Origin of the sequence: Castellaniella defragrans 65Phen (genome assembly GCF_000612685.1) — a bacterium.
In the GTDB taxonomy this organism is placed as follows: Bacteria; Pseudomonadota; Gammaproteobacteria; order Burkholderiales; family Burkholderiaceae_B; genus Castellaniella; species Castellaniella defragrans.
In genome coordinates, this window is record NZ_HG916765.1 from 3,185,782 (window position 1) to 3,201,178 (window position 15,397).

The window sequence follows — 15,397 nt, forward strand, 5'->3', positions numbered from 1 at the left end:
CATGCGCCTGGAGCGGGACCGCATCGCGCTCTGGCCCGGCCACCGCGCGCGGCTGCTGGCCTCGGCCCGGGCCCTGGGCTACCCCCTGGACGCATCCGCCCTGGACGGCTGGCTGGCCGCGCGGATCCAGGCGCTGGCGCTCGAAGGGCGGCGGGCCCGGCCACCGGACGCGGGCGATCCGGCGGCCGAGGCCCCGGCAGCGATCGATGCCCCGGCGGACGCGCCGGGCACCGCCCGCCGCCTGCGCCTGCTGCTGGCGGCCGATGGCCGGCTGTCCCTGGAATCCGCGCCGCTGCCGCCGACTCCCGAGCCCGCGCGCATCGCCCTGGCGGCGGACGTCCTGGGACCGGACGCCGTGCTGGCCACCGGCGATCCCTGGCTGCGGCACAAGACCACCCACCGCCCCCGCTTCGCGGCGGCGCAGCGCTGGCTGCAGGCGCACCCCGATCATTTCGACCTGGTCTTCGGCAACACGGCCGGCGAACTGTGCGAAGGCAGCCGCTGCACCGTCTACGTGCGGGACGCGGCCGGCGCCTGGCTGACCCCGCCCCTGGCCAGCGGCCTGCTGCCCGGCGTGCGCCGCCAGGCCCTGCTGGACGCGGGCCTCGCGCGCGAAGCCCGCCTGAGCCTGGAAGACCTGCGCCAGGCTCGGGCGCTGCGGGTGTCGAACGCCCTGCGCGGCTGGCTGGAGGCCAGAATCGTCACACCCGCGTGAACAGCGCCGGGAAAAACTGATAGGCTGCCTTGCCAGAACCGCTCGACGACGACAGAAGGAAGCCGGCATGGGAAATCCGCACTATCGATCCACGCATGCCCAAAGGCTTGCCGAAAAAATTGAAGGTCCGGATAATGAGGACATGGAACCCCGTCTCCAGGCCCTCGAAACCGCCATGATCTCGACGAACGAACAGTTCGGCGGAATCCGGGTGCGCCTCGACAAGGTCGAAGAACGTCTGGACAAGGTCGAGAAACGCCTGGACAGGATCGAGGAACGTCTGGACAGGGTCGAAGAACGTCTGGACAAGATCGAGGAACGTCTGGACAAGGTCGAACACCGGCTGCAGAAGGTCGAAGAACACCTGATCCGGCATTCCGTCCTCCTCGAGCACACCGCGACGCGCGCGGACATCCTCGAAGCGCTCAATACTCAAACCAAATGGGTCATCGGCGCCGGTTTCGGACTCATGACGCTCGGCGTGGCCGTCAGCAAGCTATTCTGACGCCACCCTGTTTCTGACGCCACCCTATTTCGCCGGACTGTCCTTTGCACCCTGCGCCAGCCCCTGGCGCACCGCCCAGTCGGCCGCCGCCATGCCCATGGTGGCGGTGATCGCCACGGCGGAGCCGTAGCCCGCGCAGGACAGGCCCTGCGGCGCCGCGAGCGGCGCAGGCATGGGTGCGGACGCGGCGCCCGGCGCGCCCGCCGGCGCCCCGGCCCCGCTGTCCGGGCCGGCACCGGCCGGCCCGGCGGCGGTCCGCTGCCAGGCCGCGGGCAGCACGACCGGCTGGTCGAACCACAGGCAGTGCACCCCCATGCGCGGCACCCGGCGGCGCGGCTTGCCGCCCGCCGCCCCGCCCTTGGGGTAGCCGTGGCGCTGGCGCAGTTCCTGGCGCACCCGGCCGAGCAGGGCGTCGTGCGTCGCCACCGACAGGTCCCCGGCCCGCAGGGCCAGCGGGTCGGTCTTGCCGCCCGCCCCGCCGCACACCAGCACCGGCCAGCCCGCCGTGCGCGCGCGCAGGATCATGGCGATCTTGGCCGCCACCTGGTCGGTGCAATCCAGCAGCACGCCGGCGGGCCCCGAGAGGATGGCGTCCACGTTGCCGAGGCCGACGAAGTCGTCGATGCATTCGACGCGGCACGCCGGGTTGATGTCGCCGATGCGTTCCGCCATGGCGGCGACCTTGGCCCGCCCCAGCGTGCTGCCCAGGGCATGGACCTGGCGGTTGATGTTGGACTCGGCCACGTGGTCCAGGTCCACCAGCGTCAGCGCGCCCACGCCCGAGCGGGCCAGGGCTTCGGCGCACCAGGCGCCCACGCCGCCGATGCCGGCCACCACCACGCGCAGCCGCGCCAGCGCCAGCCGGGCACCGTCGCCATACAGGCGGTCGAGGCCGCCGAAACGGCGCGCGGCGTCCGCATCGGCATCGGTGGAATCGGCAGGCAGGGCAACGGACATCACGGCGGCGAAAAAGGGAAAGGAAAAAAGGGGAAGCCGAAAAGACGGAACAGGGGAACCGGACTCGGGAACCGGACGGGAGAATCCCCCATTTTAGCCGGGCCGCGGCCCGCCCCGCCGCGCAAGTCCTCTACAATACCGATTGTTTCTTTTCCAACGCCGCCCGTCCCCCGTGAACACGCCCGCCGTCCGCGCCAGCCAGCTTCCGCCCCCGCCGGAAGCCTTCCGCCTGCGCGACGCGGCCTGGCACCGGGCGTCCATCGAGCAGGCCCTGCGGCACTGGGACGGCCGCTCCGACCTGTGGGTCTTCGGCTACGGATCGCTCATCTGGCGGCCCGAATTCGATCACCTGGAAGCCCGCCGCGCGCGCATCCACGGCTACCACCGCGCCCTGTGCCTGTGGTCGCGCATCAACCGCGGCACGCCCGAGCGGCCCGGCCTGGTGTTCGGCCTGGACCTGGGCGGCTCCTGCGAAGGCACCGCCTACCGCATCGCCGGGCCGCGGGTCCCGGAGATCCTGGGCGCCCTGTGGGAGCGCGAGATGCCCAGCGCATCCTACATCCCGCGCTGGCTGAACTGCCACACGGCCGCCGGTCCGGTCCCGGGCCTGGTGTTCACCATGGACCGCCGCGACGCGGGCTACGTGACGGGCCTGTCCCTCGACCGGATCGTCGCCATCGTGCGCCAGGGGCACGGGCGCTACGGCCCCTGCACCGAATACGTGCTGCAAACCGCCGACGCCCTGGACGCCGCCGGCATCACCGACCGCCGGCTGCGCGCCATCGCGCGCACCCTGCGCCGCACCCCCTGACGCCCTTTCACCCCACCCAGACGCCATGTCCATCGCCGATATCCGCCAGACCTACCAGAAATTCGAGCTGCTCGAATCCGCCGCCGCCGCCGACCCCTACACCCAGTTCGACCAGTGGTTCCAGCAGGCCCTGCACAGCGAGGTCCGCGAGCCGACCGCCATGACCCTGGCGACGACCGACACGGCCGGCCGCCCCTCGGCGCGCATCGTGCTGCTCAAGGACTTCGACGCCCGCGGCTTCGTGTTCTACACCAACTATCAGTCCCGCAAGGGCCTGGAGCTGGCCGCCAATCCCCAGGCCGCGCTGCTGTTCTTCTGGCCCGAGCTGGAACGCCAGGTGCGCATCGAAGGCCCCGTCAGCCCCGTCTCGGCGGCCGAGTCGGACGCCTACTACGCCAGCCGCCCCCTGGGCTCGCGCATCGGCGCCTGGGCCTCGCCCCAGAGCCGGCCGATCACGCACGAGGCCCTGGCCGGGCGCGTGGCCGAACTGACCCGGGAACTGGGCGACGATCCGGCCCGCCCGCCCCACTGGGGCGGCTACCGGCTGGAGGCGACCCGGGTCGAATTCTGGCAGGGCCGCCCTTCGCGCCTGCACGACCGGCTGGTCTACGCCCGCGACGCCGAAGGCGACTGGGCGCTCGGCCGCATCGCGCCCTGAAATCCCCATGCGCTCGCAGCCTACGCCCGCCGATTTCCCGGCCCTGTTCTTCCGCTCGGCCCTGGGCCGGTTCCCCACCGGGGTCACCGTGGTCACGGCGGAGCATCCCGAGACCGGCACCCCCCTGGGGCTGACGATCAGCTCCTTCAGCTCGGTCTCGCTGGAGCCGCCGATGGTGCTGTGGACGCTGACGCACACGGCCGCCTCGCTGGCGGCCTTCCGCGCGCTGGACCGCTACGTCATCCACGTGCTGTCGGCCGGCCAGGTGGACCTGGCGCGCCGCTTCGCGCGGGGCCCGCAAGCGGAACGCTTCAGCGGCCTGGAACTGGAACGCGCGCCCAACGGCACCCTGATGCTGGCCGACAGCCGCTGCGCCGCCTGGTTCGAGTGCCACAACACCCAGCGCCACGAGGCCGGCGACCACACGATCTTCGTCGGCCAGGTGGAACACTGCCACCGCCAGCTGCTCTCGCCGCTGATCTACCACGCGGGCGACTTCGAGCTGACGCCGGGCAGCGAACCCCTGTCCCGCAACTGAATCCACTCCCGCTTCCTCCCGGCGAACGGGCCGACATCGCGCGCCGTCTCCCATCCACGCCATGCACAACTACATCCTGACCCTCGCCTGCCCCGACCGCATGGGCATCGTCCACACCGTCAGCGGCTGGCTGCTGACGCATCACGGCAACATCGTCCATGCCCAGCAGTTCGGCGATCCGGATTCGACGCACTTCTTCCTGCGCGTCCACTTCGCCCTGCCCGCCGCCGAGCCGGTCGAAGCCCTGGCCGCCGATTTCGCCGGCATCGCCGAACGCTTCGAGATGCAGTGCCAGTTCCACGACGCGGCCCGCAAGGCCCGGCTGCTGGTGCTGGTCAGCCGCCAGGGGCACTGCCTGAACGACCTGCTGTTCCGGGTGAGCGGCGGACAGATGCCCGCCGAGGTGGCCGCCGTGGTCTCGAACCATCCGGATTTCCGCGCGCTGGCCGAATCCCACGGCCTGCCCTTCCACCACCTGCCGGTGACGGCCGACACCCGCGCCGCGCAGGAGGCGCGGATCCTGGAACTGGTCGAGCGCGAACGGGTGGACCTGGTGGTGCTGGCGCGCTACATGCAGATCCTGTCGCCGGCGCTGTGCCGCGCCCTGCAGGGCCGCGCCATCAACATCCACCACAGTTTCCTGCCCGGCTTCAAGGGCGCGCGGCCCTACTACCAGGCGCACGCGCGCGGCGTGAAGCTGATCGGCGCGACGGCCCACTACGTGACCGAGGATCTGGACGAAGGCCCCATCATCGAACAGGACATCGAACGCGTGGACCACGCCATGGGCCCCGCCGACCTGACGCGCATCGGCAGCGACATCGAATCCGTGGTGCTGTCGCGCGCCGTGCGCTGGCACGTCGAGCACCGCATCCTGCTGAACGGCCGGCGCACGGTGGTGTTCCGCTGAGCGGTGTTCCGCCGAGCCCCGCCGGCCGGGCCTCCCGGCAGCCGCGGGGCGGCGCGCGGCCGGCCCGGCTCAGGCCTTGCCGGACGGCACTTCCAGCTCGAACAGGCTGGTCGCCTCGACTTCCAGCACCTGAATGCCGTCCTGGTTGAACAGGCGCCAGGTCCAGCGGATGATGCCCAGGTCTTCGCGCGTGGACGACACGCGCTTGGAATCCACCGTGGCCTCCAGGCGCAGCTGGTCGCCCGGGCGCACCGGGTGCATCCAGCGCAGGCGATCCAGGCCCGGCGAGCCGAACGATTCGGAATCGTGCAGGGCGGATTCGACGGCCATGCGCATGGCCAGGCCACAGGTCATCCAGCCGCTGGCGATCAGGCCGCCCCAGCGGCCCTGGCGGGCGCGCTCGGGATCGACGTGGAACCACTGGGGGTCGTAGGCGCGGGAAAAGGCCAGCATCTCGGCCTCGTTCACGGTGACCGGACCGTGATGGACCACTACGCCGGGTTCAAATTCCTTGAATTTCATGGCAGCCGCCCGATTGAAAGAAGGCCCCAATATAATCGACTTTATCGGCGGCGTTTCTGTGATGAAATAAAATGCCTTTCCAGTGCTATCTTATTTCAAATTAGGCACTATAATACATTAAGTCAACGCTGAAGCCGGTCGGTACGGGGCCATCCGCCCCAGGCCGGCCCCTCCCCCGCCCCATGCGCGACAGTCCCGAAAACGAAACCTCACGCCATGCCTTCCTGGTCGCCCTGGGCGAGCGCGTGCGCGCCCTGCGGGCGCGCCGGGGGCTCACCCGCAAGGCGACGGCGCTCGCCTCCAACGTGTCCGAGCGCCACCTCGCCAACCTCGAAAGCGGCGTGGGCAACGTCTCCATCCTGGTCCTGCTGCAGATCTCGCAGGCGCTGCGCTGCACGCTGGCCGAACTCATCGGCGACGTGACCACGTCCAGCCCGGAATGGCTGCTGATCCGCGAACTGCTCGAATCCAAGGACGAGGCCGTCCTGCGCAACGTGCGCATCGCCATCGGCGAACTGCTGGGCACGGGCGGCGAAAACGCCCAGCGCAGCTCCCGGATCGCCCTGATCGGCCTGCGGGGCGCGGGCAAGTCGACGCTGGGCAAGATGCTGGCCAGCGACCTGGGCTTCTCGTTCGTCGAACTGAGCCGGGAAATCGAAAAATTCGCCGGCTGCAGCGTGGCCGAGATCCAGTCGCTCTACGGCATGAACGCCTACCGCCGCTACGAACGCCGCGCGCTGGAAGAAGCCCTGCAGATCTATTCCGAAGCCGTGATCGCCACGCCGGGCGGCCTGGTGTCCGAGCCCTCGACCTTCAACCTGCTGCTGTCCTACTGCACCACCGTCTGGCTGAAGGCCACGCCCGAGGACCACATGAAGCGGGTGATCGCCCAGGGCGACCTGCGCCCCATGTCGGCCAACCCCGAGGCGATGCAGGACCTGAAGAACATCCTGGCGGGGCGGGCGGCGTTCTATTCCAAGGCCGAATTCCACATCAACACCAGCGAACAGCCCCTGCGCCAGACCTTCCAGCTCCTGCGCCAGACCGTCCGCACGGCCATCGACCCCCATCTCCTGGCCACGCCGCTCTGAGGCGGCGCGGGAGGCGCGCAAGCGCCCGGGAGCACCGGGCAGCGCGCAGGGCCGCGCCGGCCGCGCGCTCTTGCCGGCACAGACCGCCGGCGCGGGCCGCCGGCGCCGATCCCGACGCCGGACTCAGTAGGTCTCGAAGTGCAGGCGGCCCTGCGCCTTCAGTTCGGCGTGCACGTCCGGCCAGCGCTGCCCGCCGGCCTCGACCACGCTCCTGAGCGCATCCAGGGAGCCCAGCTCCATGCCCTTGAGGCCGCAGACGTAGATGTGCGTCTCGGGCTGCTGCAGCAGCGCCCAGACGTCCTCGGCGCGTTCGCGCAGCAGGTCCTGGACGTAGCGCTTCGGCTGGCCGGGTTCGCGCGACAGGGCCAGGTTGATGTCGATGAAATCCTTGGGCAGCCGCATCAGCGGCCCGAAATACGGCAGCTCCCGCTGCGTCCGGGCGCCGAAGAACAGCATCAGCCGGCCGCGGTATTCGTCGGTCCGGGCCAGGCGGCGGCAGCGTTCGGTCATGGCGCGCATGGGGGCCGAACCGGTGCCGGTGCAGATCATCAGCAGATTGGCCTCCGCCAGGTTCGGCATCAGGAAGGTGCTGCCCAGGGGCCCGATGACCCGCACGCTGTCGCCCCGGTGCAGGTCGCAGAGATAGTTCGAGCACACGCCGCGCACCGCGCGGCCGTCGTAGTCCCGGGTGACGCGCTTGACCGTGATCGACAGGTTGTTGTAGCGCGGCCGCTCGCCGTCCCGGGGGCTGGCGATGGAATACTGCCGCGCGTGATAGGGCCGCCCGCGGGCGTCCTCGCCGGGCGGGAAGATGGCGACGGACTGCCCTTCCAGGACGGGAAAGGGCAGCCGGCCGAAATCCAGCACGATATGGTGAATGTCGCTTTCCGCGCTGTCCTCGGTGATCCGGTAATTGCCCACCACGGTCGCCGTGGCGGCGTGCTGGTGCGTGTACAGGTTGACGTAGGGATGGGCGGCGGACCAGGGCGGCACGCCGGAGCCCGCCGAGGTCGAGGGCGTGCCGTCCAGCACGGACTCCTCCGCGGCCTGCCCGGCGCCGTCCGCGGCGCGCGCCGCCTGCGCGCCGTCCTCGTCCGCGGCGTCTTCCTCCAGCCCTTCGGGCAGGGGCTGCTCCTCGGGCAGGGCGCTCCAGCCGAACTGCTCTTCGATCGGATAGGCCTCGTCGGCCAGCACCCGGATCCAGTTGTCGATCGCGCCCGTCGGGCACACCGGCAGGCAGGCCATGCAGCTGCGGCAGACGTCCGGCCGCACGACGTAGTTGCTGGCGTCGTGGGTGATGGCGTCGATGGGACAGGCTTCCTCGCAGGAATTGCAGCGGATGCAGATTTCCGGATCGATCAGATGCTGTTTCATGACCGACGCTCGGGTCGCTACCGTCATGATGATTCTCCCGATTGGATGAGGGCCGCCCGCCGCGCGGACGGCCCGGCGGCGGTCAGTTGAAGCGCACGTACTCGAAATCGACCGGCTGGCGGTTGATGCCGATGACCGGCGGCGCGATCCAGTTGGCGAACTTGCCGGGCACGGTCACCTGCCCCATCAGCGAGGCCACGAAGGCGCGGTCCTCGTCCGTCGCCAGCCATTCGTGCTGGTGCAGGCGCCACTGCTCCTCGGTGAGGACCTGGCCCTCGGGGGACACGCGCACGTCCGCGAGCGCGCCGATCTTGCGGTTGAAGGCCTTGTGGGGGATCCGGAGGCGGAATTCGATGCCGTGCTTCTCCAGCACCTTGTTCCAGCGGGCGACGCCGCTGGCGGCGTCGCGGATGTAGTCGTCGCGCAGCACCTCGTTCAGGGCGTTGAGCATCGGCACCTCGATTTCCCGCAGCTGGCCGTCGGCGACCGAGAGGATGCGGTAGGCGTCGTTCTTCAGCTGGTGGTCGTCGGTGCGCTTGCCTTCCTCGAAGCGCCCCTTCAGGCCCGCGCTGTAGTACATGGCCGCATTGGAGGACTGGTCGGCGCCGAACAGGTCGATCGTGACGCTGAAATGGAAGTTCAGGTAGCGCTGGATGGTCGGCAGGTCGATCACGCCCGCGGCGCGCAGGGTGGCCGGGTCGTCGGTCTTGAGCTGGTTCATGACCTCGGCCGTCCGCTGGACGATGCGCGACACGCCGGACTCGCCCACGAACATGTGGTGCGCCTCCTCCGTCAGCATGAAGCGGGTCGTGCGCGCCAGGGGGTCGAAGCAGGATTCCGCCAGGGCGCAGAGCTGGAACTTCCCGTCCCGGTCGGTGAAGTAGGTGAACATGTAGAAGGCGAGCCAGTCGGGCGTCTTCTCGTTGAAGGCGCCGAGGATGCGCGGGCTGTCCTCGCTGCCGGAATTGCGCTGCAGCAGGGCGTCGCCCTCTTCCCGTCCGTCGCGGCCGAAATAGCGGTGCAGCAGGTACACCATGGCCCAGAGGTGGCGCCCTTCCTCGACGTTCACCTGGAACAGGTTGCGCAGGTCGTAGAGCGACGGCGCGGTCAGGCCCAGGTGGCGCTGCTGCTCGACCGAGGCCGGCTCGGTGTCCCCCTGGGTCACGATGATCCGGCGCAGGTTCGCCCGGTGCTCGCCCGGGACCTCCTGCCAGACGTCCTTGCCGATGTTGTCGCCGAAGTGGGCCTTGCGCTCGCCGTCGCGCGGGGTGAGGAAGATGCCCCAGCGGTAGTCCGGCATCTTGACGTAGTCGAAATGCGCCCAGCCGTCGGGCTTCACGCTGACCGCCGTGCGCAGGTAGACGTCGGCGGTCTGGGAGTTTTCCGGGCCCATGGTCTGCCACCAGTTGAGGTAATTGGGCTGCCAGTGCTCCAGGGCGCGCTGCAGGACGCGGTCCTCGGACAGGTTGACGTTGTTCGGGATTTTGTCGGAATAGTTGATGCCGGACATGAGGTGTCTCCTTGGATGGGGGAAGGGCCCGGGTCAGACGCGGTTCCAGTCGAAATCCGCCTTCTCGCCCTTGCCGTACAACTTCAATGCGCCTTTGTCTCCCGAGGCGTTCGGGCGATAGAAGATCCAGTTCTGCCAGGCCGTCAGGCGGCCGAACACGCGGGTCTCCATGGATTCCTCGCCGCCGAAGCGCAGGTTGGCCTCCAGCCCGGTGAGGGCGTCGGGCGACAGCGCGGCCCGCTCCTCGACCACCAGCCGGATCTCGCTTTCCCAATCCAGGCTGTCCACGGCGAAGGTGACCAGGCCCAGCGCCTCGGCCTGCGCGGCGGACAGCGGCGCGCCGGCCTGGCCGCGCACGGCCTCCAGCGGCGCCTGCTCGCCATGGAAGCGCGCCCGCAGGCGGCCCTGGCCGCTCACCATGGGGTAGTGGCCGAAGTTCAGCGTGGTCACGCCGATCGCCGCCGGCGCGTCGGCGTCGGGATCGTCCAGCATGTAGCTGCGGTCGCAGGCCAGGGCCACTTCCAGCAGGGTGCCCACGAAGCACGAGCCGGGCTCGATCAGGGCGAACAGGGAGCGGGACGTGACGTCCAGCCGCGCCAGCGTGCGCCGCAGCATGCCCAGGGTCTCGCGGACGAACCAGTGCTCGCCGGCGAAGCGCTGCAGCACCTCGTCCACCGCGCGGACGCGCTCCGGGTCGCCCGCGCTGCGGAACACCCAGGTGCCGATGTCGGGCTCGTTGGTCCTCAGCTGCAGGATCGCGTCGTCCAGTTCGCGGGCGAACGCCAGCGGCCACCAGTCGGCGCCCTGCGCCAGAATGCCCTCGATACCGTCGGGCGTGCCGGCCTCGGGGCCGCGCAGCAGCCAGTAGGCGACGCGCTGCGCGCGATCGATCCGCACCTCGACGTGGCGATAGCCGAGGCTGTCGGGCCCGTCCGCGCGCGCCAGCGGCGTCAGCGGCACCCCTTTCCCGTCGGCCGGCCGGTCGCTGCCGGCGGCCAGCGCGCGCGCGCGCTGACCGACTTCCTCATGGAAGCGGGCCGGCTTGACCAGATCGTCGACCAGCCGCCAGGCCTTGGCGCGCTGGCCGCGGACGCCCTCGACGAGGGTGCAGAAGATGTCCGCATGGTCGTGGCGGACCTTGCGCTTGTCGGTGACGCGCGTCAGGCCGCCGGTGCCGGGCAGCACGCCCAGCAGGGGCACCTCCGGCAGCGAGACCGACGAGGAGTTGTCGTCGATCAGCAGGATCTCGTCGCACGCCAGGGCGAGCTCGTAGCCGCCGCCGGCGCAGGCGCCGTTGAGCGCCGCGAGGAACTTCAGCCCGCCATGGCGGCTGGAATCCTCGATGCCGTTGCGCGTCTCGTTGGTGAACTTGCAGAAATTGACCTTCCAGGCATGCGAGGACAGGCCCAGCATGAAGATGTTGGCGCCCGAGCAGAAGATCCGGTCCTTCAGGCTGGTGATCACGACGGCGCCGACTTCCGGGTGCTCGAAGCGGATCCGCTGCAGGGCGTCGTGCAGTTCGATGTCCACGCCCAGGTCGTAGGAATTGAGCTTCAGCTTGTAGCCGGGCTTCAGCCCGCCGTCTTCGGCCACGTCCATGGCCAGGGTCGCGACGGGGCCATCGAACGACAGGACCCAGTGCCGGTACTGGCTGGGCTCGGTGCGGAATTCGATGCGGGGCGCGGCGTTCGTCATGATGCAGTCTCCATAAATCCATGAATCGGTGACATGAAAAATAATTCATCAAGTCCAGTTTTTTGCATCATATTGCATGTTTTGATCGGAGTCAAGAAGCGTGGGACACCTCGCTTTTTCCTGCCCTATACGTACAGCCCCTTTCGCCCCAGAGGCGCCACGCTCAAGGATATGCAACATAATCCCATCAAGGAAAACCCTAGACTCGATCTTGATATGCACTATATTGCTTGACAGCGAAAAATAAAAATTTTAAGTTTGATCCATCCCGCACAACGAACCGCACGACAAACCGGACATGGACATGGACATGAGCAGCGACACGAGCACGGATACGAGCAGGGACACGGATACGGGCCCGACGGATACGGGTACGGACGGGGGCGTCGCGGCCCTGCACCGCCTGATCCGCCCCGTCACCGACTTCATTGGCGCGCAGCCCCTGGACGCCGCCCTAGGCGAACGGCTGAACCGGCGCTTCCCGGCCGACGGCCCACTTTACGCGCAGGTGCTGGACCTCTGCCGCGCGGGTCTGCGCGAAGGCTGGATCTGCCCGCGCGAGCACGGCGGCATCCGCTACGGCCGGGTCATCCCGCCCGACCAGGCCCTGGGCGGCTTCTCGGTGGACATCGTGCTCATGAAGGACATCGCCGGCCCGCGCCACCGCCATCCTCTCGGCGAGATCGACCTGATCCTGCCCGTATCCGGGCCGTCCGGGCCGGCGCGGTTCGACGGCCATCCCGCCGGCTGGCTGGTCTACGGGCCGGATTCGGTCCACCGCCCCACGGTGTCCTCGGGCGAGGCCTTCGTGCTCTACCTCCTGCCCCAGGGGCAGATCGACTTCCACTGACCCTCTCCAGGGCCCTCCCCACCCGATACCTCCCCACCACGATGATCGAACTCAAGAACCACAGCCAGGGTCGATGGCGGCCCGTCAGCGGACGCCCGGCCGTCCTCGCCGATCCCGTGCTCGGCACCGGACTCGCGCACGCGGGCGCGGCGGACATCGACATGGCCGCCTGCTACGCCTGGGCCCGCGAGCGGGGCGGCCCGGCCCTGCGGGCCCTGCGCTACCCGCAGCGCGCGGAGCTGCTGGACCGCATCGCGCGCACGCTGCAGCGGCACCGCGACAAGTATTTCGAGATCTCCCTGCAGAATTCGGGCACGGTCAAAAACGACAGCGCGGTGGACGTGGACGGCGCCCTCTACACGCTGGGCCACTACGCCCGGCTGGGCGCCGGCCTGCCCGACGCGCACCACCTGCCGGACGGCGCCCCCGAGGCCCTGAGCCGCGACGGCGCGTTCGCCAGCCAGCACGTCCTGGTTCCCTCGCGCGGCGTGGCCCTGCTGATCAACGCCTTCAACTTTCCCGCCTGGGGCCTCTGGGAAAAGGCCGCGCCGGCCCTGCTGTCCGGCGTGCCCATCGTGGTCAAGCCGGCCACGGCCACCGCCTGGCTGACGCACGAGATGGTCGCCGACGTCATCGAGGCGGACATCCTGCCGCCGGGCGCCCTGAGCATCGTCTGCGGCCGCCCCGAAGGGCTGCTGGACGCGCTGGAGCCGCTGGACACGGTCTCGTTCACCGGCTCGGCCGACACCGCGGCCGCGCTGCGCGGCCATCCCCGCATCGCGCGCGACGGCGCGCGCCTGAACGCCGAGACCGACAGCGTGAACAGCGCCATCCTCGGTCCCGACGCCGGCGAGGCCGCCATCGGGCTGCTGGTGCGCGAGACGGTCCGCGAAATGACCGTCAAGTCCGGGCAGAAGTGCACGGCCATCCGGCGCATCCTGGTGCCGCAGGCGCACTACGACGCCATCGGCGCCCGCATCGCGGAAAAGCTGGGGAGAATCGCCGTCGGCGATCCGCGCGACCCCGGCGTGCGCATGGGCAGCCTGGTCAGCCGCACGCAGCGCGACGCCGTGGAAGCCGGCATCCGCCAGCTCGCGCAATCGTGCGACGTGCTGTTCGACGGCGCCCGCCGCAGCGCCGTGCAGGCGCCGCCCGACAGCGCCTGCGTGGCGCCCGTGCTGTTCGGCACCCGCGATCCGGACGGCCATCCCGACGTCCACCGGACCGAGGTCTTCGGCCCCGTGGCCACCCTGATTCCCTACCGCGACGCCGCGCACGCCCTGGACCTGGCGCGGCGCGGCATGGGGTCGCTGGTGGCCTCCGTCTACGCCGAGGATCCGGGTTTCCTCGCCGAGGCGGCCGCGCGGCTGGCGGAAAGCCATGGCCGCGTCCACCTGGTCAGCCCCGAAGTCGCCGAATCGCACACCGGCCACGGCAACGCCATGCCGCAGTCCAGCCACGGCGGCCCGGGCCGCGCCGGCGGCGGCGAGGAACTGGGCGGCGCACGGGCCCTGCGGCTCTACCACCGCCTGTCCGCGATCCAGGGCTGGACGGGCGCCCTGGCCCGGATGGCGCCCGCCTGATCCCGCACGGTCCGCCCGCCCGATCCCGCCCGCGCATCCGGCGGCGGCGAACGGCACAGCAGCAAAACAGAACAGAACATTTTTGGAGACATCGCATGGAAACCTGCCCCGCACGCCTGAATTTCGCCGACCACCTGGTCAGGCTGAACGCCGGCCGCGCATCCAAGGCCGCCTACATCGACGGCGAACGCAGCCTCAGCTACGCCGAGCTGGCGCAGCGCATCGCCCGCTTCGCCGGCGCGCTGCGCGGACTCGGCATCCACCGCGAGGAGCGGGTGCTGCTGCTGATGCACGACACCACCGACTGGCCGGTCGCCTTCCTGGGCGCGCTGCAGGCGGGCGTCGTCCCGGTCGCCGTCAATACGCTGCTGACGGTCGAGGACTACGCCTACATGATCGAGAACAGCCGCTGCCAGGCGGCCATCCTCTCGGCTCCGCTGCTGGGCACGCTCCAGGCGGCCCTCGCCAGGACCGCCCGCCACGAAGTCCGGCACGTCGTGATCTCCCGCCCCGAGGGGCCGTTGGCCGAGGGGCTGCTGGACTTCGACGCGCTGGTCGAAGGGGCGCCGGCGCTGCCGGCGGCCGATACCCAGGCAGACGAAATCGCCTTCTGGCTCTATTCGTCCGGCTCCACCGGCCAGCCCAAGGGCGTCGTGCACACGCACGGCAATCTCTGGCACACGGCCGAGCTGTACGGCAAGCCCATCCTGGGCGTGCGCGAGGACGACGTCGTCTTTTCCGCCGCCAAGCTGTTCTTCGCCTACGGCCTGGGCAACGGCCTGACCTTTCCCCTGTCGGTGGGCGCCACCACCATCCTCATGAAGGACCGGCCCACGCCGGACGCGGTCTTCGAGCGCCTGACCCGCTACCGGCCGACGGTCTTCTGCGGCGTCCCGACGCTGTTCGCCAGCATGCTGGCCTCGCCCCACCTGCCCGCGCGCGAGCAGGTCGCCATGCGGATCTGCGCCTCGGCGGGCGAGGCGCTGCCCCGGGAGCTGGGCGAACGCTACACGCAGCACTTCGGCTGTCCGATCCTCGACGGCATCGGCTCGACCGAGATGCTGCACATCTTCCTGTCGAACCAGCCCGGCGGCATCCGCTACGGCACCACGGGCAAGCCGGTGCCGGGCTACGAGGTGGAACTGCGCGACGAGGCCGGAGCGGCCGTGCCGCCGGGCACGATCGGCGACCTGTACATCAAGGGCCCGAGCGCGGCGCTGATGTACTGGAACAACCGCGACAAGTCCCGCGACATCTACCGCGGCGCCTGGCTCAAGAGCGGCGACAAGTACACCTGCGACGCGGACGGCTACTACACCTACGCCGGCCGCAGCGACGACATGATCAAGGTGAGCGGCCAGTACGTGTCGCCCGTCGAGGTCGAGAGCGTGCTGGCCCGCCACCCTTCGGTGCTGGAGGCCGCCGTGATCGGCGCGCCCGACGCCGACGGCCTGACCAAGACCGTCGCCTACGTGGTGCTGCGCCCCGGCGTCGTCCAGGACGAGCGCACCGAGCCCGAGCTCAAGGACTTCGTGAAACGGAACCTGGCGCCCTTCAAGTACCCGCGCTCCATCTGCTTCCTGGACGAGCTGCCCAAGACCGCCACGGGCAAGATCCAGCGGTTCCGCCTGCGGCAGCAATGCGAGGTCGAACGTGCATGAACACGATCCCGCCGCAC

General features: G+C 70.1%; 15 protein-coding genes. 10 read left to right on the forward strand and 5 right to left on the reverse strand.

The window, feature by feature from the left end; all coding sequences use genetic code 11:
• The first annotated feature begins 1 nt into the window (after position 1).
• Together BN940_RS14200 and BN940_RS18060 are read left to right on the forward strand one after the other, a co-directional pair.
• The gene (locus BN940_RS14200; RefSeq protein WP_052355891.1) at positions 2–715 is read left to right on the forward strand and encodes an aminotransferase class IV; all 714 of its coding nucleotides are present in this window, start codon (positions 2–4) and stop codon (positions 713–715) included.
• Positions 716–857: 142 nt separating this feature from the next.
• Positions 858–1,220: a coiled-coil domain-containing protein gene (locus tag BN940_RS18060; protein WP_052355892.1), complete on the forward strand. Its 363-nt coding sequence runs from the start codon at positions 858–860 to the stop codon at positions 1,218–1,220.
• Positions 1,221–1,244: 24 nt separating this feature from the next.
• On the opposite strand, the gene BN940_RS14210 is transcribed toward BN940_RS18060, so the two are convergent.
• The gene (locus BN940_RS14210) at positions 1,245–2,177 is read right to left on the reverse strand and encodes a tRNA threonylcarbamoyladenosine dehydratase (protein WP_043684078.1); all 933 of its coding nucleotides are present in this window, start codon (positions 2,175–2,177) and stop codon (positions 1,245–1,247) included.
• 172 nt (positions 2,178–2,349) lie between these two features.
• On the opposite strand from BN940_RS14210, the gene BN940_RS14215 reads away from it, so the two are divergent.
• From BN940_RS14215 to purU, 4 genes are all read left to right on the forward strand, one after another.
• Positions 2,350–2,988 carry a gamma-glutamylcyclotransferase gene (locus BN940_RS14215; protein ID WP_052355893.1) on the forward strand — a complete coding sequence of 213 codons (639 nt, stop codon included), beginning with the start codon at positions 2,350–2,352 and terminating at the stop codon, positions 2,986–2,988.
• Positions 2,989–3,013: 25 nt separating this feature from the next.
• Positions 3,014–3,646 carry a pyridoxamine 5'-phosphate oxidase gene (gene pdxH / locus BN940_RS14220; protein WP_043684079.1) on the forward strand — a complete coding sequence of 211 codons (633 nt, stop codon included), beginning with the start codon at positions 3,014–3,016 and terminating at the stop codon, positions 3,644–3,646.
• Between the two features lie 7 nt (positions 3,647–3,653).
• On the forward strand, positions 3,654–4,184 hold the full coding sequence (locus BN940_RS14225) for a flavin reductase family protein (RefSeq protein ID WP_043684081.1): 531 nt from the start codon (positions 3,654–3,656) through the stop codon (positions 4,182–4,184).
• 61 nt (positions 4,185–4,245) lie between these two features.
• Positions 4,246–5,094 carry a formyltetrahydrofolate deformylase gene (purU, locus tag BN940_RS14230; RefSeq protein WP_043684082.1) on the forward strand — a complete coding sequence of 283 codons (849 nt, stop codon included), beginning with the start codon at positions 4,246–4,248 and terminating at the stop codon, positions 5,092–5,094.
• Between the two features lie 69 nt (positions 5,095–5,163).
• On the opposite strand, the gene BN940_RS14235 is transcribed toward purU, so the two are convergent.
• Positions 5,164–5,616: a MaoC family dehydratase gene (locus BN940_RS14235; protein WP_043684084.1), complete on the reverse strand. Its 453-nt coding sequence runs from the start codon at positions 5,614–5,616 to the stop codon at positions 5,164–5,166.
• 182 nt (positions 5,617–5,798) lie between these two features.
• On the opposite strand from BN940_RS14235, the gene BN940_RS14240 reads away from it, so the two are divergent.
• Positions 5,799–6,707 (forward strand): helix-turn-helix transcriptional regulator, encoded by a 909-nt coding sequence (locus BN940_RS14240; RefSeq protein ID WP_052355894.1) that lies wholly within the window; start codon positions 5,799–5,801, stop codon positions 6,705–6,707.
• Positions 6,708–6,830: 123 nt separating this feature from the next.
• Here BN940_RS14240 and boxA read toward each other — a convergent pair whose 3' ends face one another.
• The 3 genes from boxA to boxC are packed head-to-tail and all read right to left on the reverse strand — an operon-like array spanning position 6,831 to position 11,286.
• Entirely contained in the window at positions 6,831–8,108 is a 1,278-nt protein-coding gene (gene boxA, locus BN940_RS14245) for a benzoyl-CoA 2,3-epoxidase subunit BoxA (RefSeq protein ID WP_043684085.1), read from the reverse strand.
• Between the two features lie 55 nt (positions 8,109–8,163).
• The gene (gene boxB, locus BN940_RS14250) at positions 8,164–9,591 is read right to left on the reverse strand and encodes a benzoyl-CoA 2,3-epoxidase subunit BoxB (protein WP_043684087.1); all 1,428 of its coding nucleotides are present in this window, start codon (positions 9,589–9,591) and stop codon (positions 8,164–8,166) included.
• Between the two features lie 33 nt (positions 9,592–9,624).
• Positions 9,625–11,286 (reverse strand): 2,3-epoxybenzoyl-CoA dihydrolase, encoded by a 1,662-nt coding sequence (gene boxC / locus BN940_RS14255; protein WP_043684089.1) that lies wholly within the window; start codon positions 11,284–11,286, stop codon positions 9,625–9,627.
• A 310-nt stretch (positions 11,287–11,596) separates the two neighbouring features.
• Between boxC and BN940_RS14260 the strand changes: the two genes are divergently transcribed.
• The 3 genes from BN940_RS14260 (at position 11,597) to BN940_RS14270 (ending at position 15,380) form a co-directional block, all read left to right on the forward strand.
• A complete protein-coding gene (locus BN940_RS14260; RefSeq protein ID WP_084330866.1) occupies positions 11,597–12,136 on the forward strand; it encodes a 4-hydroxylaminobenzoate lyase in 540 nt (179 codons plus the stop codon).
• A 41-nt stretch (positions 12,137–12,177) separates the two neighbouring features.
• Entirely contained in the window at positions 12,178–13,719 is a 1,542-nt protein-coding gene (locus BN940_RS14265; protein WP_043684091.1) for a 3,4-dehydroadipyl-CoA semialdehyde dehydrogenase, read from the forward strand.
• A gap of 95 nt (positions 13,720–13,814) precedes the next feature.
• Positions 13,815–15,380, forward strand: a complete 1,566-nt coding sequence (locus BN940_RS14270; protein ID WP_043684093.1) for a benzoate-CoA ligase family protein — start codon at positions 13,815–13,817, stop codon at positions 15,378–15,380.
• Positions 15,381–15,397: the final 17 nt, after the last annotated feature.